Raw genomic sequence first — 25,019 nt, forward strand, 5'->3', positions numbered from 1 at the left:
GTCAGGTTGCGCGCCCGCTTGCGGGGCGCGTCAAAAATGCTTGTTGCTTCAGATGCCGCGTCGTGCGGCTTCGTCGTCCGTCGTCGAGACGGGGTCGTCCTGCGCCGCGTCGCGGCGGTCTTCGTGTTCTTCTTCGCCAGCCGCATCGGCTGCGTGCGCGGCATCCTGCGCATGAGCGTCCGGGGCTGGCCCGTGCTGCGCGAGACGTGTTTCGTCATGTACCGCTTCGCCCGGGGCATCGGCTGCATATGCAACGTTTGCCCCTGCCGCCTCGTGCGTTGTTTCCGTCGCGTGCGTCTCGGGCTGGGCAGGCGTTTCATCGCCCGATGTTTCGACGCCCGACGCTGCGCCGTGGGCTACCGGAGTCAGCGCATCTTCCGCGCCCGCGGCATCGGTGCCAACTCCGGGCTGGCCTTCCCCGACGAACTGCGCCGCGGCGCTATCGGGAAACTCGATCGCATGCTGGGCAAGCAGTTGCTCGCCGAACTGGCTCGACGGGTCGTCGAGCGGCGGCAATTCGTCGAGCGACTTCAGGCCGAGATCGTCCAGAAACTCCCGTGTCGTTGCATAGAGCGCCGGACGGCCCGGCACGTCGCGATGACCGATGACTTCGATCCAGTTACGGTCCTCGAGCTGTTTGACGACCTGCGTGTTGACCGTGACGCCGCGAATTTCCTCGATGTCGCCGCGCGTGACCGGCTGCCGGTACGCGATGATCGCAAGCGTTTCGAGGACCGCGCGCGAATAGCGCGGCGGCTTTTCGGGGTGCAACCGGTCAAGGTACGTCCGCATGGCCGGCTTGCTCTGAAAGCGCCAGCCCGACGCGAGCCCCACCAGCTCGACCCCGCGCCCGGACCATTCATGCCGCAGGTCTTCGAGCAGGTTGCGAACCGTGTCGGCCGAAATGTCGTCGGCAAACAGTTTGCGCAGTTCGCCGATCTTCAACGGCTCCTGCGTGCAGATCAATGCAGTCTCGAGGACGATTTTCGCCTCTTGGGTATTCATGCAGCCAGGTCAGACCCTAAGTAAGGTAAATCAGGTTCAAGGAACCGGATCAGACAGACGAAAGACGATATGGAACTGGAGACGCGCTCGCCCGATTCTGATCGGTCATATTGATGGGAGCACGCACCGGGGGGCCGAAATTCAGGCAAAGAGCCAGACCCAGCCGGAGGGAGCCGCGAAGTTCCCGCAGGGAATCGCTTGACTGAGCGTCATATTACGCAAAAACGCTGGGTGCGTAAAGACGCTATTGCGCATGAGCGGCCTCATCTTAACCCCGGCCCCGCCAACGCTTTGTGCCCGCTCGCGCCATGCCGGCGCATGGCGCGAGTGCGTGCCGGCCGACGCGCGCTCAGTGCGCTCCCACCGTCTCCAGGTAGCGCGCGAGCCGCTCGACACCCGCGTCGAGCCGCGCCGGATCGCACGCATAGCACCAGCGCACGAAGCCTTCCCCTTGCGGGCCGAACGCACTGCCCGGCGCGAGGCCGAGGCCCGCCTCGCGCACCAGCGCCTTGCACAGTTCGAGGCTGTTCTGCGCGCCCGCCAGCCGGAAAAAGAGGTACATCGCGCCGCGCGGCACTTTCAGGTCGACACCGGGCAGCTTCGCCAGCGCCGCGGCGAGATGGTCGCGCGAGGCGCGCAGATCGGCCACCAGCGCGCGCGTGAACGACTCGCCGTGCTCGACTGCGGCAATGCCGGCCTGCTGCACGAACGAGGGCGCGCACGAGGTGTTGTACTCGACCAGCTTGCCCAGATCGTCGGTCAAGCTGCGCGGCACGACCATCCAGCCGAGCCGCCAGCCGGTCATGAGCCAGGCCTTCGAGAACGAGTTGACGCAGATCAGGCGCTCTTCGCGCGACGCAAGATCGAGGAACGAGGGCGCGGTGCGCTCACCCGCGTCGCCGTAGTAAAGGCGCTCGTAGACCTCGTCGGCGACGATCCAGATGCCGAGGCGCCGGCAATGCTCGAGCACCGCGCGCTGCTGGTCGCGCGTCATCACCCAGCCGGTCGGATTGTTCGGCGAGTTGATCATGAGCAGACGCGTATCGGGCGTGAGCGCCGCCAGCAGCCGGTCGAGATCGAGCGTCCAGCCGTGTTCTCCGTAGCCGAGCGAGACCGTTTCGACTGTGGCGCCGAGGATCTTCGGGATTTCGACGAGGTTCGGCCACAGCGGGGTCACCGCCACCACCCGGTCGCCCGCGCCGACGACGAGTTGCGCCGCCAGCATCAGCGCGTTGACGCCGGCGCTCGTGACCGCCAGATTGTCCACCGACGTCGCGCCGTGCAGTTCGCTCACATAGCGCGCGAGCGATTCGCGCAGCGGCGCGATGCCGAGGTTGTGCGTATAGAACGTGTCGCCGCGGCCGAGCGCTTCAGCGGCCGCCTCGCGGATGAAGGGCGGCGTCACGCGGTCGGACTCGCCGAACCAGAACGGCAGCACGTCGGGAACGCCGAACCCGGCGTTCGCCACTTCGCGGATCTGCGACGAGCGCAACGCACGCACCGCTTCGCGCGGCAGGCAGAGGGAGGACGACGGTTCGAAATCGCTCATCGGGGTTTCGGGTGGCACAGAATGTGGGAAAACATGGAGTGTAGCGCGCGGCCCAGCGCAATGAGGTCCACGCCTGCAAGCTTCGGCGCGGCGGCTTCAGTGCTGCGCTTCGGGCTGACCGGCAAGTTGACGGATCAGCGACCAGACCGCTTCGGCGGCCGGGGAAAGCGAGCGGTCGCGCCGCCGCACGAGTTCGACGGTGCGCTCCGCGCGCGGCACAAGTGGCCGCGCAAGCAACGGCGCGCCCGCCGGCACGGGCAGCGCGAGCCAGGGCAGCACGCTGATGCCCACGCCCGCCTCGACGAGCCCGAAGACCGTGGCCGGATGACCCAGCTCCTGCACCACCCGTGCGCGCACGCCCTGCTCGCTCATCACAGCGTCGATGAGCGGACGGCTGCCAGAGGCATAGTCGAGCATCACGAGACGCTCGCCGTCCAGCTCCTTCCACGAGACTTCCTGGCTCAGCGCGAGCGCATGATCGCCGCGCACGACCACGCAGAACGAGTCCGTGGTCAGGCATTGCGTTTCGAGATCCTCACCGGCAAAGGGCCCGATGATGACGCCGAAGTCCACTTCGCCCGAGCGGATCTTGCGTACGACATCGCTCTGCACGTCGTCGCGCAAGCCAAGCGTAATGTAGGGAAACTGCCGCCCGCACGCGGCCACGACCTGGGGCATCAAACGGCACGCAACCGTCGGACTGGCCGCCACGACGACGCGGCCGCGCCGCTGCTCGCCGATCTCGCGAATTTCGCGCAAGGCGTCATCGAGATCGCCCAGCAGGCGTGGAATGCTCGCGATCAGGTTTGCGCCGACATCGGTGAGCTGGACCTCGCGCGTGGTCCGGTCGACGAGCTTCACGCCAATCTCGGCTTCGAGCTCGCGCACACAGCGGCTCACCGCAGACTGCGTAAGCCCGATTTCGTCCCCTGCCCGGCTAAAGCTCTGCAGCCGGGCGACCTCGATGAAGACCCGCAACTGCCGCAGCGTCACATTCATCCGCTCGCCTCATGAATTGTCCGTTTTCATGCAATTTTATGCCGGACACCCATCGTTACGGGTAGAGGAACCGCGCGGCCCATTATTCGCCGCAATGCAGCAATACGGCGCAAGCGCACGTCGGACGGGCTTGTCTGCACAAGATTGGTGATTCTCCCGATTTTCTCGACAAGTGTTTTCGAGTCTTATACGCCCCTGGCAATCTCCCGCGCGGGCTTGACGCCACGCGGCTTCAAGACGGGAACGTACGTGCTGGCACAGTTTTCGCATTAAGGCACGCACAGGTTCGATGGACGTACCGGAAACATGCAGTCCGGGGCGATTCAGCCGGGCCCGCCTGGTACTCCGGCATCCGGCCGGGAGTCCATGAAGAGTGCGCAGCGCGGGGCAGCGCACCGGAGATAGCTTCGCTGAGGTGAAACATGATGCTGTTCGACGATTTGAGAGACAACGAATGGGCGCTGGTCGAGGCGTTGTTCTGTGCTGAACCGGCACGGAGCGAACGGCGCGGACGGCCTCGCGTCGAAGCGCGTGCTGTGGTCAATGCGGTGCTCTGGGTGCTTTCGACGGGTGAAGGCTGGTCCAAGCTGCCGGGGCGCTACCCCTCGCCGCCGACTTGCCGCCGTCGTTTCGACGAGTGGCAGGCAGACGGCACGCTTGCCGAGATCGTCAAGCGGCTGAGCACGAACGGGCGTGAAATTTCGCTGCGCGGCCGTATCGGCGCCACGGCGACCAAGCCGCCCGCGCCGCCCAGCCGTGACCGCCTGCGCGGCGCATTCTGGACCAACCCGGAATCGTGGCGCGCGCCGGTCAAGATGGCCTGAACCACACTTTATTGGGCGCTTCATTTGCTTTCCCGCCGGGTGTTCCGCGCACCCGGCGTGTTTTCCTCCCACTCCTTGCACATGTCGTTGCGCTGCAGACCGCGCTGCGGCCCTGCGTCCATACGGCCGCTTTCTCCGGCTCATCCAGACTGCCTTTGCCATCGCTGCATCCGCAACAAAGCGATCGGCACCGCGCGATACAACTCTTTACCAATATTTACAGCGCGCTTTCGCGTCCGACGTTAGCTTAGGACCATGTCGATTAACGTCAAGAAACAGGATTGACGGGGGAACCACCATGAAATCCATGAACCTGCCCATCCGGGGCATCATGGTTTCGCTGTCCACCCTCGCCCTCTTCGCGCCGACGGCGTCGTTCGTATCGTTCAGCGCCACAGCCCAGCCTCCGCATGCCTCCGCACCGACGTGGTCGATGTCGCACTCCGGCGCGCATGCGCTGCCGCCCGCAGCGCCCGGCCCGAACGCGGGCCACCCACCGGTGCCGCGCGGCGATTTGCGCGGCGACATTACGGACAATGCCCGCCGCAGCGCGCCGCAGAGGCAGGAACCGACGCAGCGGCGGTGAGCCTGCCAGCCAGACGCGAGCGAAGGGACTGCCGGAACCGATGAATGAACAGCGATGACGCAGGGCTGCGAAACCGCCTTCGAAACCTCGCGGCTCAGCATATACCCTGCCCCGGGGAACCACCGCGCGTCGCATGCGGTCTACCCTTACGCCATCAAGCACAGCGTGGCAGCAGTAATTCCGGTAAGCCCGTATCTTTCGATGCGGGCTTTTTTTTGGGGTGGGACGAAGAAGGTGGAGTGCTACTGGCTGGCTTCGAGGCCGGATTGGGGCACGCGCTCGGCGACGTAGTCGGCCACGCGATGCGCGCTCCACTGGACCGTGCGCTCGTCGCGCGCGAGCCGGGCGAATTCGGCGCGGCCGCGATCGGTCAGCACCGCAATATCGACCGGCGCATGGAAACCCGGCGCCGGCGCAACCGTGCGCTGCCGGACGATGTCCATCATGCCGAGATCGCGCAAATACTGGAACACTTCAGGACGACGCGCCCACGGGACCTGCCGATACTGCACCCGCCTCAGCGCTTCGAGTACTGCTTCGTTGGAATACGTGGTCATCTCACTTCTTTCTTAAAATGCAGTCCTGCGATCATTGAGCCTCGCGCGAGCCAGCTACCGGCGCAATGCGGGCCTGAGAACGGCGCAGACGGTGCCCTGGCGGGCCCACGCGCCCTATCCGTGCGCTGTGCAGCGGCAGGGACTGCAGGTTATCCGGGCCCCCGTGAAAGAAAGCGGCTTCACCGCTTCCCGCACGGCCAACGCCGCGCCACGCTCGCGGCGCAAAGGTCGGTTGGACGCGCATTTTCCCGAAAACAATACGTTACCTCATCCAAATTGATTCTATTCGTTTTGTTTGTGCTATTTGTTGCGCTCGGCCTGATGTGGCGCAACGCGCGCTGGCGTGTCGCGGCCTGCGCGGCCGCGGTCTTCTGGCTGCTCGCGACCGGCTGGCTCACCGGGGTGCTGCTCGATATCGCCCAGCCGGAGTTGTATCGCACTCCCTACGATCAGGCGAAAATCGGCCCGGCGCGCTTCGGTGCGTGCACCGCCATCATCATGCTCGGCGGCGGCACGCAAATGCGCGATGGCCGACTGGTTCCCAAGCACGACGTCTACGCACGCATTGCCCTTGCCGCCAAACTGTACGCGCAATGCGCGCGCGCGGGCGGCACGTGCCGCGTGATCGTGAGCGGCGGCAACCCGCAGCACCACGCGAGCGCCGAGGCAGACAACTACGCGCCCTACCTGCTGCGCGCCGGTGTGCCGAGCGCCGACCTCGTGCTGGAAAACCAGAGCCTTACGACGTATCAGAACGCGCGCAACGTCGCGCCCATCGTGCGGGCCGGAAACGATGAAACACTCCTGCTCGTGACATCCTCGTACCAGATGCGCCGCGCGATGCTCGATTTCCGGCGCTTCGACATGAACCCGCTGCCTGCGGTTTCCAGCGTGCGCCGCGCCGAGCGCGGCCTGCTCCCGCGCATCGCAAATCTCAAGTCAGCCGAAACGGCGCTCCACGAATCGATCGGGATTGCGCAGTTTTATGTGTATCGGATGATCGGCTGGTTCTAGGATGACCGTTAGGCGACGTCAGATGTAACGAGATGTAACTCCCGTGCGAACGGCTTACATGATGTCATCTGGCGCGAGTATTTGATCGTTAGAATGGTGTGTCCATCCTGCTTGGACAGGTACCGGCTGGGTCCATAAACCGCTCCTTCGGAGGTAGAGATGAAAAAAGTGTCCCTCGCAGTCCTGATTTCACTTTCCGCATTGGCGGGCGCTGCGCATGCGCAGTCGGATAACGGCATCACGATGAGCACCGACCCGGCCAAGGCCGACGACGTCCTGCAACGCGCGCAGGCCCTGCAGCAGCAACAGGAAGCCGCGCCCGCGCCGGCGCCCATGATGCATCACAAGGCGGGGCATCCCCATCACAAGAAGGCCCCTGCCCAGTAAGAGCGGGCGATGGCCTGGCTGCGCGCAGCCCAGCGCACGCGGGCAGCGCCTTCCCGGGAATGAAGCCGATGCCGGTCTTGCCGTCATCGGCTTTTTTGTTCGCCGCGTCGCCCTGCCGCGCGCGTGGCCTCGTGCGCACTGCCTGCGCGAGGGCAGGCGGGCGCGGTATGCTAAAGTCGCGCACCTCGAAAACGCCCCGGTCGGCGTAGACCCAACCTTTTGTGCGCGCCACGCGCGGAGAAACACAATGAGCAACATCCAGCTCGACATCGAATGGACCGAAGCGGCCTCACGCAAGATCGAAAAGCTGATGCCGCGCGGCGGCAACCAGGACGCGTATCTCGCGCTGCCCCCCATCGAATGCCTGCCGATGGAGGGCGACGTACTGTTCCTCGGGCCGGCCGGCAAGCAGCAGCCGTTCATCGTGGCGGAGCGTCAATATCATCACGAAGGCGACGCGGACTGGACCATCATCCTGATTCTCGACGTGCCCAACACCGCGCACTGAGCGGCATACCCGGCCGCCAGCAGGCGGCACCCGAGGCGCTCGCACCCCACGCGGGCGCACTCGCCCCCGCACTCCCCCTGCTTCGACTCGCGCCATCCCCCATCGGCCCGGATCGCGCGTCGCCGCGCCAGGCACGGCTCGTGCGCGCGGTATTTCCCGACAGTCCTTACACCGGGTGACAGGCCGCCGGCTACCGCCGTCGGGCGCGGGCCTGCGGACTCAAACGCCCATGAACCGTGCGCCGCCGCGCGTCCCGAGCCATGCCGAACGATCCGCCGAACGCAAAGGCGACTGCCGCCGCCAGCCCGCTCGCCCAACTCCAGCCGCGCGCCGCCGGCTGGAGCGCGCAATGGCATGGTTGCGCGCTCGACAGCGCATTCCAGCCCGTGCTCTCGATCACGCATCAGCGCGTGGTCGGCTATGAGGCGTTGCTGCGCGTCACCGACGGGTCGGGCCACGCCATCGGCCCGGCGGATCTGTTCGCAACGGCGGAAGGCGCCGAGGCCCAGCAGCTCGATGAACTGGCCCGCTGCCTGCACCTCGCAAATTTCGTCGAGCAAGGCGTGGAGACCGGCTGGATTTTCCTGAACACGCTGCCGCGCAGCGCGCGCGCCGCCGACCTCGCGCAGGCCGCCATCGACGGTCTGTGCGGCCACTTCGACTTCCCGCACGAACGCGTGGTGATCGAGGTCCTCGAGCAGCGCGGCGGCGACGAGTACAGTTCGTTCGTCGACGAAAGGCCGCCCGCCGGCGAGCGCGACTTCCTTGTCGCGCTCGACGACTTCGGCGCGGGTTTCTCCAATTTCGATCGCGTCTGGCGCTACCGGCCCGACATCGTCAAGCTCGACCGCTCGCTCGTCACGCGCGCGGCCAACGGCGAAAGTCATGTGGGCTTCATCTCGGAACTCGTCTCGATCCTTCATCACGCCGGCACGATGGTGCTCGCTGAAGGCGTCGAGACCGAGCCGCAGCTCATGGTGCTGATGCATGCCGATGTCGATCTCGTGCAGGGCTTCTGGTTCGGCGAGCCGCAAGCTTCGGTACGTGAGGCCGGTGCCGCCGCAAACGCGCTCGCGCAGTCGATGTGGCGGCGTTTCGCCGACTTTCAGCGCAGCGCCGAGATCATCGAGCAGGTCAATTTCGGCGCGCTCTCGCACGCCATGCTGTGCGGCGCGCGCGTGCTCACGGGCGGCGGAACGCTCGAAGCAGCCGCCGAAGCGATTTTCCGCGACGGCGCCAGCCACGCGCAGCGCGTCTTCACCGCGGATGAGCACGGCGCGCAGCACGAGCCTTCGATTGCCATGCCCGGCGCCGGGCCGCCCGCGCGCCTCGCGCCTTTCTATCCCGACACCGACAGCAACTGGTCGCGCCGCGAGTACTTCCGGCGTGCGCTCGCCGCGCCCGGCCGGGTCGCGGTGATGGGCCCGCACTACTCGCTTAACGACGGCGAGCTCTGCTACACAGCGGCCATCGCGCTCGACTACGGCGGCGCGACGCACGTGCTCTGCGCGGACTTTCCGCCCGAGCACGGGCCGCGCGAGCGCCCGCGGCGCGGACCGGGTTGATGCGCGCGGCAGACTGGCAATGCGCCGCGCGGTCCTTTTCGCTATTCGGACACGCGCCGCCGCCCCGCCTTCAGCGCACCGGTGCGCGCCTTGCTGTCGAGCCGGCGCAGCTTCGAGGCGCGCGTGGGCCGCGTCGCCACGCGCGCCTTGCGCGTTACGCTCACGCTGTCGACCAGTTCCTCGAGGCGCGCAAGCGCGGCCACCCGGTTCTGCTCCTGGGTGCGGTATTCCTGCGACTTGATCACCACGACGCCCTCGTTCGTAATCCGACGGTCGGCGAGCGCGAGCAGACGCATCTTGAGCACCTCGGGCAACGACGAGGCGCGGATGTCGAAACGCAGATGAATCGCGCTCGACACCTTGTTCACGTTCTGGCCGCCCGCGCCCTGCGCGCGAACGGCGACGAGTTCGATTTCCTGCAACGGAATGGGCGCGCGTGCGGTCATGGGCAAATGGAAGGAGAGGACGCGGCAGTGTCGCACAGCGCAGCCCGCTTGACACAGGCGCGCCACGCACTACAGGGCTGGCGCAACCGATGAGCCGGTCCGCCGCGGACATGCAATAAGCCGCCACGCCGTCGGCCGGCTGCGCAGCCAGTTTGCCGGCGCGCGGGGCATGAACCATACTGGCGACATTCCCTTGGGCGAACCCTCAGGAGCACGCATCCCATGAAGTTGCGTCCTGCATTCGTAGCCGAACTGGCGGTCAACCTGCTGCTTCCCTGGGTCGCCTACCGTCTCGCCGAGCCGCACTGGGGCGAAGTCGGCGGCCTCGTTGCCTCGGCCGCGCCGCCGCTTGCCTGGAGCATCGTCGAGCTGGTGCGCTTTCGGCGCGTGGATGCGCTCTCCGCCGTCATTCTGCTCGGCATCGTGCTCTCGCTCGTCGCCGTGGCGTTCGGCGGCAGCCCGCGCGTGCTGTTGATGCGCGAAAGCCTTGCCTCCGGCGCGATCGGCGCCGCGTTCCTGATCTCGCTTCTCGCGAAGCGCCCGCTCGTGTTCTATCTCACGCGAGCGACGGTCGCGCGCGAGACTCGCGAGGGTGTCACGCGGCTCGAACAGCTCTGGCAGGAAAACGCGAGCTTCGCGGCGGCCATGCGGCTGCTCACGTTCATCTGGGGCTTCGGGCTGTGTCTCGATTCCGCGCTGCGCACGTATCTGGCCGCCACCTGGCCGATCGAGCGCTTTCTCGTCGTCTCGCCGATCATCGGATACGGCGTGTTCGGCGGCCTGATGGCCTGGACCTTCTGGTATCGCACGCGCATGCGGCGCATTCACGGCACGCACGGCCTGCTCGGCGACGCGGCCGCCGCAACGAATGCGAGCACGCTCAGCGTGGACTGAGACGCCGGCGCCGCCTTCGGCCCGATTCGGCACGCTACGGCACGCATCGGCGGTCAGATCGCGCCCGAAATACGTTAGACTCAGCGCCACAGTCCGCGGCGTTCCGTCCGCTCTCGAACTTCCCGGCAGTCGATGCGCTACTCAGTAGAAATCAGGAAATTCCTCTATAGCCAGTACTTTTACGGCGGCCTGCGCATCGCGATCGGCATCTCGCTTCCGGCTGTCCTGTGCCTGTTCGTCTTCGACAAGAGCGACCTGGGCTTCACCATCTCGACAGGCGCGCTCGGCGCCTGCGTGGTCGACATGCCAGGGCCGCTCAAGTACAAGCGCAACGAAATGCTCGCGTGCAGCGTGATCGGCTTTCTCTCCGCTTACGCCACGGGCCTCGCCACCTTCAGTCCCATCGCGCTATGGGCCACCGTGGTGCCGCTCACCTTCGTGCTCTCGCTGATCGTGGTCTACGGCAACCGCTGGCCGCAGATCAGCTTCGCCACCCTCTTCATGATGGTGATGACGCTCGAGGAGCATTTCACGCCGCACCTCGCCCTCGTCAATGCGCTGTGGATCCTGCTAGGCGGCCTCTGGTACACGGCGTGGTCGACCTCGATCAGCCAGCTCATGCTCGATCGCATCGAGCAGCAGGCGCTCGCCGAGAGTGTGTTCGCCTGCGCCGACTATCTGCTCGCGCGCGCCCAGTTCTTCGATCTCGACAACGATCTCGACGAGTGCTATCGCAACCTCGTCGCGAAGCAGATCGCCGCCGTCGAGCGCCAGGACGCGGCGCGCGACATCGTGCTGCGCAACCTGCCCAGGCTCAGGGCCGGCAAGATCGATGCGCGGCGCGCGATGCACTTCAACCTGTTCATCAACACGGTCGATCTGCATGAGCTGTTCGTGGGCGCACACACCGACTATCCGCTCGTGCGCAACACCTTCGGCGGCTCCGACCTGCTCGTGTTCTACCGCGACCTGATCCGCAAGGCCGCCGCCGATCTCGAAGACATCGGCCTCGCGGTGCTGCAAAACGAGGCGCCGCGCGCGAGCGTGAACGTGAAGGCCGAGTTGCGCGCCATCGAATACGAGCTCGAACAGCTGAAAAAGCGCGACCTGGCCTCGACCGACCCGGAGGCCTACGCGGCGATCTCGGCGTCGTTCCGGCGTATCTGGAGCGCGACACGCCTGATCGACCGCATGCGCCGCAGCCTCGCGAGCGAAGTGCCGACCACCGAAACCGAGCTGCGCATCGACGAGGCGCTCACACGGTTCGTCACGAACCGCCGCGTGTCCTGGCTGCAGATCTTCTCGAATCTCACGATGGCCTCGCCGAGCTTTCGTCACGCGCTGCGCGTGACGATCGCCGTGGCCGTGGGCTTCTGGCTCGGGCGGCTTCTGCCGCTCACCAACGCCTACTGGATCGTGATGACGAGCATCATCATCCTGAAGCCGGGCTACTCGCTCACGCGCCAGCGCAACGCGCAGCGTATCGTCGGCACGCTGATCGGCTGTCTTGCGAGCATTGCGTTGATCCTGCTCGTGAAACAGCCGCTCGTGCTGCTCGTCTCGATGTTCGCGGCGATGGTAATGAGCTACAGCCTCCTGCTCTTCAACTACACGGCAAGCGTGGTGTTCACGTCGGCCTATGTACTCCTGATGTTTCATCTGCTCGCGCCGGGCAGCATGCGCATCATCGGCGAGCGCGCGATCGACACGGTGGTGGGCTGCATGATCGCCATCGGCGCGAGCCATCTGTTCCCGTACTGGGAATACCGCCTGATGGGCAAGCTCGTGCACGACATGATCGCCGCGACGCGCAGCTATCTCGAGGCGAGCTGGTGGTGGAGCGGGCGCGCGAGCGCGCCGCAGCCGGCGTTCGCGGGGGCCGCGGCGAGCGAGGCCGGCGCACGCGTGGCCGCCCATGCAGCGCCGGCGGCGACGCTCGCAGCCGATGCGGGCGGCGTGGCGAATCCGGTGCCCGGCAGCGTGAGCGCCATGGCGAGTGCTTCGGCGAACGCGGCGAGCATCATCGACGAACCAGTCGCCGCGGCGGCGACCCTCGACGACTCGCCCACAGCCGGCGCTCCCGGCTCGCCCGTGGCGGCCGTGGGCACGAAAGCCGCTGCGCAAACCGCGCAGGCCGCGGCGGGCGCAGCCGCGGCAGCGCCCTCGCTCGCGCGCGACTTCCGCTACCGGCTCGCGCGCAAGAACGTGCACGTGGCGTTTGCCAATCTCGGCCAGGCGTTCCAGCGCATGATGCTCGAACCGAAGGCTGCCCAGAAGTTCGTACCCGAGCTCAACGACCTGCTCGTGCGCAGCCACGTGCTCGCCTCGCAGATCACGGCCACGGCCCCGCTCCTGCGCAGCACGGCGCGGCCCGACCAGCCGGAAGTCAAGCTCGATGCGCTCCAGCGCGCGCTTTCGTGCGTGCGCGAGAACCTCGTCGCCGCCGAAGCGGGCACGCCTGCGCCCGCCGATCAGACCGACATCACGAAGCAGCTCACGCGCGAACTCGATGCGATGGTGGTGCAAGCCGAGCGCGCGCTCGGCCCCGCCGCGGAACTGCCCCAGGAACTCAAGCTGCTCGCACACCAGTGCAAGCAGATGATCACGGCCTCCTGGCTGATTCGCCGGGACGCGAGCATCATCCGGCTACCGGAGGAATAGGAAGGCGAAGACCCGGCGCGTCACTGCGTCGAGCCGCTGGCCTGCGAGGCCGCCGTGCTCGCGGATGCATGCGCCACGCCGGCGCCCACGGTCTCGTCGTACTCGCGCTTGCTTTTCAGCGCGTTGAACAGCACGGTGCCGATCACGAACACCACCACCGCCACGATGAGCACGGCAACGCCAACCGTGGGGTCCTTCTTGCGCGGTTCGTTCATCGGTCGTGCCCAGCCTCGAATCGGAATTGGATGACAGGAACGGGCATTCTACGCCGCCATGCCTTGCAGACGGCTTGCGTCACGAGGGCCACTACGTCCCGCTGCGCACGGGCAGCGCCGTCGAATACTTGAGCTGCTCCATCGCGAAGCTCGAACTGACGTCGAACAGCGGCACGGCGCGAATGAGCTGCTTGTAGACGCGGTCGAAATCGTCGATATCGGAGACCACGATGCGCAGCAGGTAGTCGGTCTCGCCGCTCATGCGATACGCCTCGACGATCTCGGGAATCTCCTGCACGGCGCGCGTGAAGGTCTGCGCCCATGCCTCGGTGTGCTGGTTCGTGCGCACGGCGACGAACACCGTTGTCCCCACGCCGAGCTTGCGCGGGTCGCACAGCGCGACCTGCGCGCGGATCACGCCCGTTTCCTTCAGGCGCTGGACGCGCTTCCAGCATGGCGTTTGCGAAAGATTGACGCGCTGCGCCAATTCCGCCACCGGCATGGTCGCGTCTTGCTGCAGCAGCTCAACCAGCTTTCTGTCGATGAGATCCATTTCCGTACTCCCCGAAGCGTAGAAATTTATTCTACACGACGGGCAAACGGAGAAAAAATAGGAAAACCTTTTCCAGGCGTTGACGGCTATAAATCTTCTTGTAGAAACCGGAAGAAGAACACGCCATGAATGCCCCTGCCGAACTCGCCCTGCTGAGCGCCTTCCACACTGCGCAGCAGCACGCTGCCGCCGTCGCGCGCCTCACCGCCGCGCTCGACGCCGCCTTCGATGTCTGCTCGACGCCCGGCGACCCGTCGCGCTGCGCACGCTTCGCGCGCGGCATGCGCGCGGCATGCGCGCGGCGCTCACGCGCGCGCTCGCCGACCCGGCGCTCGTTACGCGCGCGCAGCGCGAGGGCTGCGGCCAGACGTACCGGCGTCATGTCATCGCGGCCGACAGCCGCGGCCGCTACACGGTCGCGGCGCTCGTCTGGCAGCCGGGCCACGCGAGTCCGATCCATGCGCATCACACCTGGTGCGGCTACGCCGTGCTCGAAGGCGCCCTGACCGAAACGCTCTACGCGTGGGACGACGCCCAACAGGGCGCCGAAGTGGTCCGCTCGCATCCGCGCGCGAGCGGCGCGGTGTCGTTCGGCGGGCCTGGGCGCGCCAGCATTCACAGGCTTTCGAACGGCAGCGACGCGCGGGCAGTCTCGCTGCATGTCTACGGCGTCGCTGCCGGGCACATCGCCACGCGGGTGAACGACGTGTTGCCGCTGGTGCAGGAAAGAGCTTTCGCGCAACCGGGGCGCCAGAGGACGATCTCCAGCAGGGTGAATTGAAAGCGGATCCGGAAGGATCTGCGCCGGCGCAGACCTTCAGCCGCGGCTGCCCGCCGTGGGAATCTGCGGCGGCGCGCCCTCGGGGCCCGCCGTCGGCGGCGGCGCGGGCCGCGGTTCGTGTGAGGCATCGCGCGCAACGCCGCTGCCCGCGTGCACGCCAGACGGATGCGGATGGCCGTCCGCCGCGCCATGCGGCTCTTCGGCATCGCCGCCGCGCGAGGACATGTGCACCTGCATCTGCGGCACCGGCATCTCGATGCCGGCCTCGTCCATGTGGCGCTTCAGGCGCGCATTGAACGCACGCGCCACGCTCCACTGCTGCAGCGGCCGCGTCTTGATCTGCCCTTTCACGACCATCCAGTTCGGGTCGAACCGGTCGAGCCCCCACACTTCCACGGGCCCGAGTATCTCGCGGCGATAGCGGAAGTCGGCCACGAGTTCCGCGCCGGTCTCGCGAATCATGCGCGTAACCGTATCGAGATCGACCGAGAACGGCACGCGCACTTCGAACACCGCAAACGCGAAGTCGCGCGAGAGGTTCTTCACGATCTTGATTTGCGAGAACGGAATGGCGTGGATCGCGCCCTGCCCGTCGCGCAGACGCACGGTGCGGATCGACAGATGCTCGACCGTGCCCGCATGGCCGTTGTCGATGTCGATCCAGTCGCCCACCGAAATCGTCTCCTCGATGATGATGAAAAGACCCGTGATGAGGTCGGCCACGAGCGACTGGGCGCCAAAGCCGATGGCAAGACCGATCACGCCCGCGCCGGCGAGCAGCGGCGTGACGTTGATGCCGAGGTTCGCCGCGGTGACGATGCCGGTGATGGTCAGGATCGTGACGAGCACCGCATTGCGCACGAGCGGCAGCATGGTGCGCGCGCGCGTGCTGGGCGCGCGGCCCTTGGCGCGCGGACCGCTCGGATTGAGCGCTTCGAGGATCGCGGTGTCGACCGTGATCCAGACGAGCCACGCGAGAAACACTGTCGACACGATCGCGAAAATGGCGTGCGCGATGCCGCGCGCGGCCACGCTCGCCTCGACGATCGCGGCGAGCGAGATGTCCCAGAGGCGCGCGCACGACTCGAAATACGCGAACCAGATGAACACCACGAGCAGCGTGCCGGCAAAGCGCAACAGGCGCCGCAGATACGGCGAGCGCCGTCGCACGCGCGCGGGGTTCGGGCGCGTGATGCGCAGCACGACCGCCGAGAGGAAGAACGCGAGCACGAGCAGGAGGGCAGAGACCACGGAAATCTGCAGCACGTCGTCGCGGCTGCCGATGCCGCCGAACGTGGCGACGATCGATGCGCCGGCGAGCAGCAGCATCGGCAGTTGCCAGAGCGAGGCGAGCACGTCGAAGACTTCGGTGAGCGCCTTGTGGCCGTGGCGCAGCGAATAGCTGCGGTTGCGGATCAAATGCGCGACGGGTCGCCTGAAGCCGATGGCGAACACGGCCGTCAGCACCGCAGCCGCCATGTTCGCGGCGGTGCTCACCAGTGCGGCCAGATTCGCGCCCAACTGGCGCGCGACTTCGAAATTGGTGGCGGCGTCGCCGAGCGCGGCCAGCACGCCGATCGCAAAGAGCAGCCGGCGCGAGTGCGCGATCAGCAGGCGCACGGCCGCGCGCCGGTGCCCCGAGCCGAACAGCGAAAACATGATCAGGCAGATCGACGAGAACACCGCGCCTGCGACGATCGCGTACGCGATCACGAGGGCGAGCGTGCGCCCGAGCGCGTCCGGCAGCGAGCGCTCGACCACGAGCGCGCCGATGAACGCCACGATCCACGGCGCCGCGCGATGCACGACGAAAATCAGCAGATCGATGGTGCGCGGATCGGGCCGCAGGCCGGTCTCGACATCGAATCGCCTGAGCAGCCGCCGCTCGATCCAGCGCAGCACCGCAGCGCACGCGCCCCAGCCGGCCAGCATGGCGAACAGGTCGAACACGATGCGGCCGGGGCTTTCGCCTTCCCCGCCCGAGGCGATGTCGTAAAGCTCGATGCCCGCGGCCCTGAAGCGCCCCGCCCAGTAGTGAAACGGACTGCGGCCGCGGCGCGCGTCGGCCTCGACCGAGGCGAGCCCCGACGCGATCGCGCCCAGCAGCCCTGAGTTCGCCGCCGCGCCCGAAGCGGGCGCGGGCGCCACGTTTTGCGACGCGCTGCGCAGCTTCTTGAGCTGATTCAGGAGCGCGGTGCGCTGGCGTTCGTTGTCGAGCGTATTGATGACGCTGTCGAGCGAGCGCGTGAATTCAGCCTGGCTCGCCGCTGACGGCGCCGAGGCTGCCTCGGCCGCCGATGCCCCCGAGGCAGCCGCCGGTGCCCCGGTGATGATGCTCTTGAGGACGGGCAGCACGGGCGCCGGCGCGGCTTGCGCGGCGGCCTGCAGCGGCATGGCGAAGCACACCGCAAGGCATGCGGGGAGCATGAGCGCATGAACGAGCGCACGAAAAAGCGCGCGAACACACCCGCGCGCCGGCGCGGCGCGCGAAAGAAGTGCACGATCCGCCGCACCGAAGCGCATGCGCGACGGTCCGGCGCCCGCGCCATCGCGTCCGATGCTGGAATTCATGGCGGAGGGGCAAAAACAGGACGATCCAGTTTAGCCGCACTCCGCCCCCCCGCGCCGCGCGCGTACGTAACAGTTTGTCAGCGCGCTGGACGCGCCGCTTCGCGCCTCAGTAGGCCACCGTTGCGATCTGACGAATGAAGCGGCCCTGCTCCAGCTCGTCGACGAAGGCGATCGCATAGTCCTCGGCCGAAATGCGGCTCTCGCCCTTCGCGTCGGCGATCAGCGTATTGGCGCCTGTGCGGAACGTGCCCTTGCGCTCGCCGGGAGCGATGATCGCGGCCGGCGCGAAGAAGGTCCAGTCGATGTCGGTGACCGTACGGTAGTAGTCGTACGCCTCGCGGTGGGCGAGCGCGATCGCCTTGTAGGCGTCGGGGAAGCCTTCGGTATCGACGAGCTGCTTGCCGGGCGCGACCTCCAGCGACCCGGCGCCGCCCACCACCACGAGACGCTTGAGCCCCGCGGCGCGCACGCCTTCCACGAGCGCGCGGCTCGCGACCAGCAGATCGCCGAGCTGATCCTTGGGCGGCGCGTAGGCGCTCGCCACCACGTCGTGCCCGCGCACCGCGGCGGCGACGCTCGCCGCGTCGAGCAGGTCGGCCTTCGCCGCGTGGATGTTCGGCGCGGCCGCCACCCGCTCGGGCTGGCGCACCAGTGCGCTCACCTCGTGGCCGCGGCGCGCCGCTTCGGCGGCAATGCGCGAGCCGACCATGCCCGTTGCGCCAAAGAGGGCGATTTTCAGCGTCTTGCTCATGAACTGACTCCTGTTTTCCGTATTTATGTAACTAACAAAGTTACATTTAGGGGGTGAAAAAACGGGGCAATGCCCCGCTGATGATTTCGGCAGCGCGCCTTCCGTTCAGGCTCGCCGCGCCCGCGCGCGTTCGAGCTTGCGCTCGCTGCGCGCCATGTCGTCGACGACGTCCGCGAGCGTGCGGGCGGCGAGCGACGCCTCCATGGCGCGCTGTGCGTCGTCGATCACGCCGCGCAGCGTCTGCTGGATATGACGCCCGACGAGGCAGGCCGGATTCGGCTCCTCGCGATGCATGGCGAACAGCTGTGCGTCGTCGACCGCGTGGTAGACGTCGAGCAGCGTGATCGCATGCGGCTCGCGCGCCAGCAGCGCGCCGCCGCCCGCGCCCAGTTGCGACGTCGTGAGGCCTGCGCCGGCAAGCATCGACAGGAGCCGGCGAATCAGCGCGGGATTCGTGTTCACGCTGCCCGCGATGATCTCCGACGAAAGCGGCACGCCCTCCTGCTGCGCCAGCAGCGCGAGCACGTGAACGGCAAACGCGAAACGGCTACTCGTATTCACGGCGAACCTGCCACTGCTGAGCGGCGCGCGAACGGACGGAACCACGTGCGCCAATAAGTGTAACCATCATAATTACATTAATTCCCGGCGTCAACCGTTCAACCCGGCGCGCATGGCTGCGGCCTTATTTCGAGGCATCCGATGCCGGCGCCGACGCGGCGGCGTTGCTCGCCCAGCGTTGCAGCGAGTGCCCCGCGTTCGTCAAACCGGTGCCGGTGGCCGCGGCGGCCTGGCCGAGCAAGGCTTGCGCCGTGCTTGCCGCGCCGCGCAACTGGCCCTGCGCCGCCGAAGCCAGTTCGGCTGTGGATGCGCTCGCCTGCTGACCTTGCGAGGCCGCCGAATCGAGCTTCTGCTGCGCGGCGCCGAGTTGCTGGTTCACGAAACTCGCGGCCTTGCCGAGCGTTTGCGCCGCCTGCTGCGCCGCCTGGTTGGCGGCGTCCTGCGTGGCCTGCTTCACGGCGTCGGCGGACTGCTTGCCCAGATCGGGCGCGGAAGCGTCGTGCTTGTTACAGCCGGCGGCGAACGCCGCACACGCGAGCAAGGAGGCAAGTGTCAGCCTTTGCGTCGAAACCTTCGAATACATGGTCATCCTGAAAAATTCGCCGCATGAAGCGGCTTGCACAGATGAAAACGCGGCAATGATACGCCGTCACGCAACACCGATTCTGACGAAATGAGCGAAAAGCCCGCACGCTCGAAAACCGGCCGCGACACCGCGCTCGCATCGGCGCTCAATACCGTCGAGCGCGCCTCGCGCGCGAGCGCTTCGAGCCGCGCCAGCAACGCCGTCGCGAGGCCGCGGCGCGACCACGCCGGCGCGACGTAAAGCATCTCGACGTGATCGAGCGGAAAGAGCTGCCCGAACGCCGCTGCCGCGCCGTCATGGTGCGCCACGAGCGTGACGCCGCGCGCAAGGCGCGCGTCGAAGTCCGCGAGATCGTCGGCGGCCGCAGCCCACGCGCTGCGCTGCGCTGCGTCGTAGCGCGAGGCCGCGAGCGTGGTCACGGACGCGCGGAACAAGGCGGCCAGCGCACTCGCATCGCGGCCCGGCACGTAGCGCCTCCAGCCGACGGTTTGCAGTGCGTCGCCCGCGACGCCGTGCTTTGCGAAATCGTCAAACATGATGGGGTAGACTGCCCACGTGCACGATCTGTTCCACAGTCCACCTCCGGAGACCCACGATGGCCGTCAAGAAGATTCTGTTCCTCACCGGCGATTTTGCCGAAGACTATGAAACGATGGTGCCGTTCCAGGCGCTGCAGGCCGTCGGCCACCGCGTCGACGCGGTGTGCCCGGGCAAGAAGGCTGGCGAGCGCGTGAAGACCGCCATCCACGACTTCGAGGGCGACCAGACCTACACCGAAAAGCCGGGGCACCAGTTCGCGCTCAACGCGACTTTCGACGAAATCGACGCCGCCAGCTACGACGCGCTCGCCATTGCGGGGGGACGCGCGCCCGAATACCTGCGCCTCGACCCGAAGGTCATCGAGATGGTGCGTCACTTCGCCCAGGCGAACAAGCCCATCGCGGCGATCTGCCATGCGGCCCAGCTGCTCGCCGCGGCCGAGGTGATCCGCGGCAAGCGCATTTCGGCCTATCCGGCCTGCGCGCCCGAGGTACGGCTCGCGGGTGGCGAATACGCCGACATCGCCATCGACAGCGCCGTGACGGACGCTCCCTTCGTCACCGCGCCGGCGTGGCCCGCTCATCCCGAATGGCTGCGCCAGTTCCTCGCGCTCCTCGGTACGCGCATCGAGCCGTGAGCGAGCGCTGATCGACGCCCGCGTCGCACCTGCCTTGCACGGGGTGCGGCGTGCGAGCGCCGCCAATTCGGACTGGTCCGATATCGCCGCTTCGCCTCGCCGGCCAGAATAGCCGCCGGTTGCCGTGGAGTACGGAGTGCGTGTCGTGGATCTAACGAGCTGGCTAGTGGTACTCGCGATCGCCCTGGCGGCGATCCTCTTTTTTTGCAGGCGCGGCGGCCGCAAAGGCAGCCTGACCGACCGGGTGCGCCACGTGCACGGCACGCGTCTGCTCCTGCAGGGGGCGCTTGCGCTGTGGGCAGCACTGCTCGTGCTCGTGCGCAGCTTCGTCTTGCCGTTCGGCATCGCCATCAGTCATCACGCCATGCTGGCCATTACGCTGGCGCTTGCCGGCGTGGGCGCCGTCTGGACATTTCGCGCGAGCCGCCTCTTCAAGCCCCGCCGCATCTTTGGCACGCGCTGAGCGCGCCTGTCTGGCGTGTCTAAGCGCCTGCCGGGGGTCGTAACGCCGTTGCCGGTGCCGTCCGCAATTCGCTTCGCACGCCGCCCTTCGCGTTCGCGCCACCCGAGTCATCGCTCGCACCCTATCCGGCAAGGCCACTGGGCGACGCTTCCGAACGCTCCGCGCGCTCGAGCGCGCTGATGATCTGCTCGGCGTCGCCGGGCAACGGCGGCGCGACCGCAAGCGCGTCGGGCAGCGACAGATAGAACGTCGTCCCCTCGCCTTCCGCCGACTCCACCCAGACGCGCCCACCGTGGCGCTCCACCACGCGGCGCACGAGCGCGAGCCCGATGCCCTCGCCCGACGCCACATTGCCGTGCATGCGCTGGAACGCCTGAAAGAGCCGCGGCAGGCCCACCTCGGGGATGCCGAGCCCGTTGTCGCGCACGTAGAAAATCTGCAGCGATTCCACGCCCGGCGGCGCATGCGCCGTGCCGATCTCGACGCGCCCGTCGCGCGCCGGATCGAGATAGTTGAGCGCGTTGCCGATCAGGTTTGCAAACACCTGCTCCAGCGCTGTCGGATCGCCCCATACGTCGGACAGCGTTTGCACGCTGACTTGGGCGCCGCGTGCGCGGATCGAGGCGTGCATTGCGTCGACCACGCGCTGCACGAGCTCCTGCACGCTCACGCGCTGCCGCCGGTACTCCACGCGCCCCACGCGCGCGAGCCGCAGCAGCGCGTCGATGATGTGCGATGCGCGCAGCACGGCCGTTTGCAGATAGCGCAGCGCCTCGCCGATATCTTCGTTGATAGTGCGCTCGATGCGCTCGCGCACCTGCGGTGAAAGCGAAGAATTCGCGATGCGCTCGCGCAAGTCGTCGCACGCGTGATTGAGCTCGCGCGAGAAGCCCTGCAGGTTCACGAGCGGCGCGCGCAGATCGTGTGACACGCCGTGGATGAACATCTCGTTTTCCTGAGTCTGCTGACGCAGGTTTTCGTTGATGCGCGCCAGTTGGTCCGCGCGCCGCGCGAGGTCGGCTTGAAAACCGAGACGCATCCGCTCGGCTTCGATCAGCCTCTGGCTGATCTGATGCAGCGTGAGGTCGAGTTCGGCGATTTCGTCGTTGCCCGCCGTGAGCGGTGCGAGGGGTTCGTTTGCGGCCAGCCGGTTCGCGTTGTCGGAAAGCGCATCGAGCCGCCCGCGCACGCCGCGCGTAAAGACCCAGACGGCAAGCGCGACCAGCGCGATCGAGCCGAGCACTGCTGTCATCACGAGGGTCTGCTGCTGGGCGCGCGCCGCTTCGGCGGCGGATACCCGCAACACGTCGAGGCGGCGCTCTTCGGTCTGGAACGAGACGATCTGCGCGCGCACGCGGTCGAGCACGTCGGCGGCCATGAGCGCGCGAAAGCGCTCGGCGAGGTCGGCTCGGCGGCCCGAGCGCAAGAGATCCTGCACGCGGTCCGACCATTGGCGATAGTTCTGCACGGCGTGGCGAATCTGCACGGCGCGCTCGATCTGCGCGGGATTATCGGAGACGAGATCGACGAGCCGGTCGATGCGGCGGTCCACGTCCATCCACATCGAAACCGGTGTGGAGTAGCCCGTGTCGTTGGCCGCCACCGCACCGCGCAGCTTGACCGACTCGACCAGCACCGGTTCGAGCACCCGTGACGCCTGCGCCAGCACGGCCTGGCCACGCTGGCCCCAGCGCTCCGCGGCGGCGGCGTCGGCCTCCGCCTTCACGATGGCCGACAGCAAGCTCAGCTCGAATACAGCGGGAATCGCGATCAGCAGAAGCCCTTTGGTCGTGAGGCGCATTGCGTGGCGGGTACCGGACAACCGGACGCGCATGAGGTGGCAATCCGGCCATTATGTCGGCGTTTGCGCCCCATGTGCGCCCGAAGTGTATCCCTCGCGAAAACGCGAGATATTTTCGATTTGCCGACAATTTAATGATCCGGAAAGGAAAAACGAATCAAACGCCCTGTTATGGCGCGCGATTTCCCCACCTTTGCGCGCAAGCGCCGAGTTTGTGCCGGAATATGGTGCATACGCCCCAGTTATCCGCACCCGCACGGGCAATATGACACCTGCCATTTTCCCGCGTCGGTGCACGTCCGCACCGGCTTGACGCCTGTTGCGGCCGTGAATTCACCAGTTTGGCGCTGAAGCTGGCCCACATCTTGCTGTCTATGCGCCCATTTTGGGCAAACTGGGTACGCCAGATGGACAACCTCAAAACCGGCACCGACACGCTATTCCTGCTGCTGGGCGCCGCCATGGTGCTCGCCATGCACGCGGGTTTCGCGTTTCTCGAACTGGGCACCGTACGCAAGAAGAACCAGGTCAATGCGCTCGTGAAGATCCTCGTCGATTTTTCGATTTCGACGATCGCCTACTTCTTCATTGGCTATACGCTCGCCTACGGCGTGCAGTTCTTCTCGCACGCCGACGTGCTCGCCGAGCACAACGGCTACGCGCTCGTGCGCTTCTTCTTCCTGCTCACCTTCGCGGCGGCCATCCCGGCCATCGTGTCGGGCGGCATTGCCGAGCGCTCGAAGTTCAATCCGCAGCTGTTCGCGACCTTCGTGATCGTCGGCTTCCTCTACCCGTTTTTCGAGGGGTTGGTGTGGAACAACCGCCTCGGTTTCGAGGATGCGATGACACACGTGTTCGGCATGCCGTTCCATGACTTCGCGGGCTCGGTGGTCGTCCACGCGTTCGGCGGCTGGATCGCGCTGCCGGCCGTGCTGCTGCTCGGGCCGCGCCACGGCCGCTACACGCGCGACGGCCGCATCGCCGCGCATCCGCCCTCGAACATCCCGTTTCTCGCACTCGGCGCATGGGTGCTCGCGGTGGGCTGGTTCGGCTTTAACGTGATGAGCGCGCAAACCATCGACAAGATCAGCGGTCTCGTCGCCGTCAACTCGCTCATGGCGATGGTGGGCGGCACGCTCGCCGCGTGGTTCGCGGGCCGCAACGATCCGGGCTTCACGTATAACGGGCCGCTCGCGGGTCTCGTGGCCGTGTGCGCGGGCTCGGACATCATGCATCCGCTCGGCGCGCTCGTGACGGGGGCGGTTGCCGGCGCGCTGTTCGTCTATATGTTCACCTGCGTGCAGAACCGCTGGCGCATCGACGACGTGCTCGGCGTGTGGCCGCTGCACGGCCTGTGCGGCGCGTGGGGCGGCATCGCCGCGGGTGTCTTTGGCCAGCGCTGGCTCGGCGGGCTCGGCGGCGTCTCGCTCGGCGCGCAGATCGTCGGCACGCTTGCCGGCATCGTGATCGCCTTCCTTGGCGGCCTCGTGGTGTACGGCCTGCTGCGCAAGCTCGTTGGGCTGCGCATCGATCGCGAACAGGAATTCAACGGCACCGACCTGTCGATCCACAAGATCACGGCCACACCGGAACGCGAAACGGTTTCCTGACTGGCGCGCAATACGATCATGCGGCGACCATGCGGGCGGCGCCCTGCCGCCCGCACGCCGTACGCATCGCTAACGGCGCCTCAAAGCTGGCCCATGCCGCCGGCGACAATCACCTCGGTGCCGACCATGAAAGCCGATTCGGCTGCGCTCAGATGCAGCACCGTGGAGGCGATCTCCTCCACCGTCGCAAAGCGCTTGAGCGGCACCAGCGCACGAATCGATTCCTCGGCCGCCGCGAGCGCGGCGGCGTCCATGCCGAACTTGTTGTAGAGCGGCGTCTTCACGGGGCCGGGGCTCACCACGTTCACACGAATGCCGCGCGGCAGCAGTTCGGCCGACAGCGTCTTCGCGAACGAGATCAGCGCCGCCTTGCTCGCCGCATACACCGACGAAGTGGGCATACCGATATGCGCGTTGATCGAGCCGTTGAGCACGATGGCCGCGCCGTCATTGAGCACCGGCAGGAGTGCCTGAATCTGGAAATACGCGCCCTTCACGTTGGTGTCGAAGGTGACGTCCCAGAGCGCTTCGTCCACTTGCTCGAACGGCGCGAGCTTCGCCACACCCGCGTTGATGAACACCGCATCGAGGCGCAGGCCCGCGTCGCGCACCGCGGCTGCCAGTTCGCGTGCGCCGGTGAGCGAGGCGGCGTCGTTGCGCCAGGCGTGAGCGTTCGTGCCGAGCGCGAGGCGCGCGGCTTCGAGGCCGGCTTCATCGCGGCCAGTGACGATGACGTGCGCGCCTTCGGCGGCGTAGGCAAGCGCGGCAGCGAGGCCGATGCCGCTGGTTCCGCCGGTGACGAGGACAGTTTTGCTGGCAAAGCGGTTCATGACGTTCTCCTTGAAGGGGATAGTCTCGATCTGAGACTGTGATGCCATATTGCCGGGCGGCGCGCTGCCTGCCGTACGACAATCCTGGCGCAAACGTTCGAAGCTATCGAACGTCTGTGCCATGC

Annotated in this window: 25 protein-coding genes and 1 pseudogene; 12 read left to right on the plus strand and 14 right to left on the minus strand. The window is 67.0% G+C overall.

The window, feature by feature from the left end; all coding sequences use genetic code 11:
• Nucleotides 1–48: 48 nt before the first annotated feature.
• The 3 genes from scpB to C7411_RS12450 form a co-directional block, all read right to left on the minus strand.
• Nucleotides 49–1,005 carry an SMC-Scp complex subunit ScpB gene (gene scpB, locus C7411_RS12440; RefSeq protein WP_110384591.1) on the minus strand — a complete coding sequence of 319 codons (957 nt, stop codon included), beginning with the start codon at nt 1,003–1,005 and terminating at the stop codon, nt 49–51.
• 349 nt (nt 1,006–1,354) lie between these two features.
• Nucleotides 1,355–2,554, minus strand: coding sequence for a pyridoxal phosphate-dependent aminotransferase (locus tag C7411_RS12445; RefSeq protein ID WP_110384592.1), 1,200 nt, complete (start codon nt 2,552–2,554; stop codon nt 1,355–1,357).
• A gap of 96 nt (nt 2,555–2,650) precedes the next feature.
• Nucleotides 2,651–3,553 carry a LysR family transcriptional regulator gene (locus C7411_RS12450; RefSeq protein WP_110384593.1) on the minus strand — a complete coding sequence of 301 codons (903 nt, stop codon included), beginning with the start codon at nt 3,551–3,553 and terminating at the stop codon, nt 2,651–2,653.
• 425 nt (nt 3,554–3,978) lie between these two features.
• On the opposite strand from C7411_RS12450, the pseudogene C7411_RS12455 reads away from it, so the two are divergent.
• Both C7411_RS12455 and C7411_RS12460 read left to right on the plus strand, forming a co-directional pair.
• Nucleotides 3,979–4,374 (plus strand): annotated as a pseudogene (locus C7411_RS12455) (transposase); the annotation flags it as partial.
• 301 nt (nt 4,375–4,675) lie between these two features.
• A complete protein-coding gene (locus tag C7411_RS12460; protein WP_110384594.1) occupies nt 4,676–4,963 on the plus strand; it encodes a hypothetical protein in 288 nt (95 codons plus the stop codon).
• Between the two features lie 242 nt (nt 4,964–5,205).
• On the opposite strand, the gene C7411_RS12465 is transcribed toward C7411_RS12460, so the two are convergent.
• Nucleotides 5,206–5,520 (minus strand): hypothetical protein, encoded by a 315-nt coding sequence (locus C7411_RS12465; RefSeq protein WP_069267881.1) that lies wholly within the window; start codon nt 5,518–5,520, stop codon nt 5,206–5,208.
• A 318-nt stretch (nt 5,521–5,838) separates the two neighbouring features.
• Here C7411_RS12465 and C7411_RS12470 point away from each other — a divergent pair, with 318 nt between their 5' ends.
• The 4 genes from C7411_RS12470 (at nt 5,839) to C7411_RS12485 (ending at nt 8,994) form a co-directional block, all read left to right on the plus strand.
• Nucleotides 5,839–6,534 carry a YdcF family protein gene (locus tag C7411_RS12470; protein WP_373682584.1) on the plus strand — a complete coding sequence of 232 codons (696 nt, stop codon included), beginning with the start codon at nt 5,839–5,841 and terminating at the stop codon, nt 6,532–6,534.
• 159 nt (nt 6,535–6,693) lie between these two features.
• A complete protein-coding gene (locus C7411_RS12475; RefSeq protein ID WP_110384595.1) occupies nt 6,694–6,921 on the plus strand; it encodes a hypothetical protein in 228 nt (75 codons plus the stop codon).
• Nucleotides 6,922–7,168: 247 nt separating this feature from the next.
• Nucleotides 7,169–7,429: a hypothetical protein gene (locus tag C7411_RS12480; RefSeq protein WP_028212153.1), complete on the plus strand. Its 261-nt coding sequence runs from the start codon at nt 7,169–7,171 to the stop codon at nt 7,427–7,429.
• A gap of 260 nt (nt 7,430–7,689) precedes the next feature.
• Nucleotides 7,690–8,994, plus strand: coding sequence for an EAL domain-containing protein (locus C7411_RS12485; RefSeq protein WP_110384596.1), 1,305 nt, complete (start codon nt 7,690–7,692; stop codon nt 8,992–8,994).
• 41 nt (nt 8,995–9,035) lie between these two features.
• Here the strand turns inward: C7411_RS12485 and arfB are convergent, their stop codons facing one another.
• Nucleotides 9,036–9,440: an alternative ribosome rescue aminoacyl-tRNA hydrolase ArfB gene (arfB, locus tag C7411_RS12490; protein WP_110384597.1), complete on the minus strand. Its 405-nt coding sequence runs from the start codon at nt 9,438–9,440 to the stop codon at nt 9,036–9,038.
• A 222-nt stretch (nt 9,441–9,662) separates the two neighbouring features.
• Here arfB and C7411_RS12495 point away from each other — a divergent pair, with 222 nt between their 5' ends.
• Nucleotides 9,663–10,334 (plus strand): VC0807 family protein, encoded by a 672-nt coding sequence (locus C7411_RS12495; RefSeq protein WP_243413131.1) that lies wholly within the window; start codon nt 9,663–9,665, stop codon nt 10,332–10,334.
• A 132-nt stretch (nt 10,335–10,466) separates the two neighbouring features.
• Nucleotides 10,467–12,995 carry an FUSC family protein gene (locus C7411_RS12500; protein WP_110384598.1) on the plus strand — a complete coding sequence of 843 codons (2,529 nt, stop codon included), beginning with the start codon at nt 10,467–10,469 and terminating at the stop codon, nt 12,993–12,995.
• 20 nt (nt 12,996–13,015) lie between these two features.
• Here the strand turns inward: C7411_RS12500 and C7411_RS12505 are convergent, their stop codons facing one another.
• Together C7411_RS12505 and C7411_RS12510 are read right to left on the minus strand one after the other, a co-directional pair.
• On the minus strand, nt 13,016–13,210 hold the full coding sequence (locus C7411_RS12505) for a hypothetical protein (protein WP_110384599.1): 195 nt from the start codon (nt 13,208–13,210) through the stop codon (nt 13,016–13,018).
• Nucleotides 13,211–13,301: 91 nt separating this feature from the next.
• Nucleotides 13,302–13,763 (minus strand): Lrp/AsnC family transcriptional regulator, encoded by a 462-nt coding sequence (locus tag C7411_RS12510; protein ID WP_028204798.1) that lies wholly within the window; start codon nt 13,761–13,763, stop codon nt 13,302–13,304.
• Between the two features lie 292 nt (nt 13,764–14,055).
• On the opposite strand from C7411_RS12510, the gene C7411_RS12520 reads away from it, so the two are divergent.
• Complete coding sequence (locus C7411_RS12520) at nt 14,056–14,544, plus strand: cysteine dioxygenase family protein (RefSeq protein ID WP_110384601.1); 489 nt, start codon at nt 14,056–14,058, stop codon at nt 14,542–14,544.
• 36 nt (nt 14,545–14,580) lie between these two features.
• Here the strand turns inward: C7411_RS12520 and C7411_RS12525 are convergent, their stop codons facing one another.
• The 5 genes from C7411_RS12525 to C7411_RS12545 all read right to left on the minus strand — a co-directional run bounded on the left by C7411_RS12525 (nt 14,581) and on the right by C7411_RS12545 (nt 19,549).
• Nucleotides 14,581–17,115, minus strand: coding sequence for a mechanosensitive ion channel family protein (locus C7411_RS12525; RefSeq protein ID WP_110384602.1), 2,535 nt, complete (start codon nt 17,113–17,115; stop codon nt 14,581–14,583).
• A gap of 106 nt (nt 17,116–17,221) precedes the next feature.
• A complete protein-coding gene (locus C7411_RS12530; protein WP_110384603.1) occupies nt 17,222–17,866 on the minus strand; it encodes an NAD(P)-dependent oxidoreductase in 645 nt (214 codons plus the stop codon).
• A 105-nt stretch (nt 17,867–17,971) separates the two neighbouring features.
• Entirely contained in the window at nt 17,972–18,427 is a 456-nt protein-coding gene (locus tag C7411_RS12535) for an Rrf2 family transcriptional regulator (protein WP_110384655.1), read from the minus strand.
• Nucleotides 18,428–18,551: 124 nt separating this feature from the next.
• Nucleotides 18,552–19,010: a BCAL1086 family glycoprotein gene (locus tag C7411_RS12540; protein WP_110384604.1), complete on the minus strand. Its 459-nt coding sequence runs from the start codon at nt 19,008–19,010 to the stop codon at nt 18,552–18,554.
• A gap of 2 nt (nt 19,011–19,012) precedes the next feature.
• On the minus strand, nt 19,013–19,549 hold the full coding sequence (locus C7411_RS12545) for a GNAT family N-acetyltransferase (protein WP_110384605.1): 537 nt from the start codon (nt 19,547–19,549) through the stop codon (nt 19,013–19,015).
• 59 nt (nt 19,550–19,608) lie between these two features.
• Between C7411_RS12545 and C7411_RS12550 the strand changes: the two genes are divergently transcribed.
• Nucleotides 19,609–20,190, plus strand: a complete 582-nt coding sequence (locus C7411_RS12550) for a DJ-1/PfpI family protein (protein ID WP_028204790.1) — start codon at nt 19,609–19,611, stop codon at nt 20,188–20,190.
• A gap of 145 nt (nt 20,191–20,335) precedes the next feature.
• Nucleotides 20,336–20,653 (plus strand): hypothetical protein, encoded by a 318-nt coding sequence (locus C7411_RS12555; protein WP_133253651.1) that lies wholly within the window; start codon nt 20,336–20,338, stop codon nt 20,651–20,653.
• A 121-nt stretch (nt 20,654–20,774) separates the two neighbouring features.
• Here C7411_RS12555 and C7411_RS12560 read toward each other — a convergent pair whose 3' ends face one another.
• Nucleotides 20,775–22,454: a sensor histidine kinase gene (locus C7411_RS12560; RefSeq protein ID WP_110384607.1), complete on the minus strand. Its 1,680-nt coding sequence runs from the start codon at nt 22,452–22,454 to the stop codon at nt 20,775–20,777.
• Nucleotides 22,455–22,861: 407 nt separating this feature from the next.
• On the opposite strand from C7411_RS12560, the gene C7411_RS12565 reads away from it, so the two are divergent.
• Nucleotides 22,862–24,064, plus strand: a complete 1,203-nt coding sequence (locus C7411_RS12565) for an ammonium transporter (RefSeq protein WP_110384608.1) — start codon at nt 22,862–22,864, stop codon at nt 24,062–24,064.
• A gap of 80 nt (nt 24,065–24,144) precedes the next feature.
• Here C7411_RS12565 and C7411_RS12570 read toward each other — a convergent pair whose 3' ends face one another.
• A complete protein-coding gene (locus C7411_RS12570; RefSeq protein ID WP_110384609.1) occupies nt 24,145–24,894 on the minus strand; it encodes an SDR family oxidoreductase in 750 nt (249 codons plus the stop codon).
• Between the last annotated feature and the right edge of the window lie 125 nt (nt 24,895–25,019).

This window comes from Paraburkholderia silvatlantica, assembly GCF_003096715.1.
GTDB lineage: Bacteria > Pseudomonadota > Gammaproteobacteria > Burkholderiales > Burkholderiaceae > Paraburkholderia > Paraburkholderia silvatlantica.

Coding starts and splice junctions, on each gene's coding strand:
- C7411_RS12550 (WP_028204790.1), top strand. CDS start 19,609: ATGGCCGTCAAGAAGATTCTGTTCCTCACCGGCGATTTTGCCGAAGAC.
- C7411_RS12570 (WP_110384609.1), bottom strand. CDS start 24,894: ATGAACCGCTTTGCCAGCAAAACTGTCCTCGTCACCGGCGGAACCAGC.
- scpB (WP_110384591.1), bottom strand. CDS start 1,005: ATGAATACCCAAGAGGCGAAAATCGTCCTCGAGACTGCATTGATCTGC.
- C7411_RS12525 (WP_110384602.1), bottom strand. CDS start 17,115: ATGAATTCCAGCATCGGACGCGATGGCGCGGGCGCCGGACCGTCGCGC.
- C7411_RS12520 (WP_110384601.1), top strand. CDS start 14,056: ATGCGCGCGGCGCTCACGCGCGCGCTCGCCGACCCGGCGCTCGTTACG.
- C7411_RS12540 (WP_110384604.1), bottom strand. CDS start 19,010: ATGTATTCGAAGGTTTCGACGCAAAGGCTGACACTTGCCTCCTTGCTC.
- C7411_RS12545 (WP_110384605.1), bottom strand. CDS start 19,549: ATGTTTGACGATTTCGCAAAGCACGGCGTCGCGGGCGACGCACTGCAA.
- C7411_RS12475 (WP_110384595.1), top strand. CDS start 6,694: ATGAAAAAAGTGTCCCTCGCAGTCCTGATTTCACTTTCCGCATTGGCG.
- C7411_RS12495 (WP_243413131.1), top strand. CDS start 9,663: ATGAAGTTGCGTCCTGCATTCGTAGCCGAACTGGCGGTCAACCTGCTG.
- C7411_RS12460 (WP_110384594.1), top strand. CDS start 4,676: ATGAAATCCATGAACCTGCCCATCCGGGGCATCATGGTTTCGCTGTCC.
- C7411_RS12565 (WP_110384608.1), top strand. CDS start 22,862: ATGGACAACCTCAAAACCGGCACCGACACGCTATTCCTGCTGCTGGGC.
- C7411_RS12530 (WP_110384603.1), bottom strand. CDS start 17,866: ATGAGCAAGACGCTGAAAATCGCCCTCTTTGGCGCAACGGGCATGGTC.
- C7411_RS12485 (WP_110384596.1), top strand. CDS start 7,690: ATGCCGAACGATCCGCCGAACGCAAAGGCGACTGCCGCCGCCAGCCCG.
- C7411_RS12500 (WP_110384598.1), top strand. CDS start 10,467: ATGCGCTACTCAGTAGAAATCAGGAAATTCCTCTATAGCCAGTACTTT.
- C7411_RS12465 (WP_069267881.1), bottom strand. CDS start 5,520: ATGACCACGTATTCCAACGAAGCAGTACTCGAAGCGCTGAGGCGGGTG.
- C7411_RS12450 (WP_110384593.1), bottom strand. CDS start 3,553: ATGAATGTGACGCTGCGGCAGTTGCGGGTCTTCATCGAGGTCGCCCGG.
- C7411_RS12560 (WP_110384607.1), bottom strand. CDS start 22,454: ATGCGCCTCACGACCAAAGGGCTTCTGCTGATCGCGATTCCCGCTGTA.
- C7411_RS12510 (WP_028204798.1), bottom strand. CDS start 13,763: ATGGATCTCATCGACAGAAAGCTGGTTGAGCTGCTGCAGCAAGACGCG.
- arfB (WP_110384597.1), bottom strand. CDS start 9,440: ATGACCGCACGCGCGCCCATTCCGTTGCAGGAAATCGAACTCGTCGCC.
- C7411_RS12505 (WP_110384599.1), bottom strand. CDS start 13,210: ATGAACGAACCGCGCAAGAAGGACCCCACGGTTGGCGTTGCCGTGCTC.
- C7411_RS12480 (WP_028212153.1), top strand. CDS start 7,169: ATGAGCAACATCCAGCTCGACATCGAATGGACCGAAGCGGCCTCACGC.
- C7411_RS12445 (WP_110384592.1), bottom strand. CDS start 2,554: ATGAGCGATTTCGAACCGTCGTCCTCCCTCTGCCTGCCGCGCGAAGCG.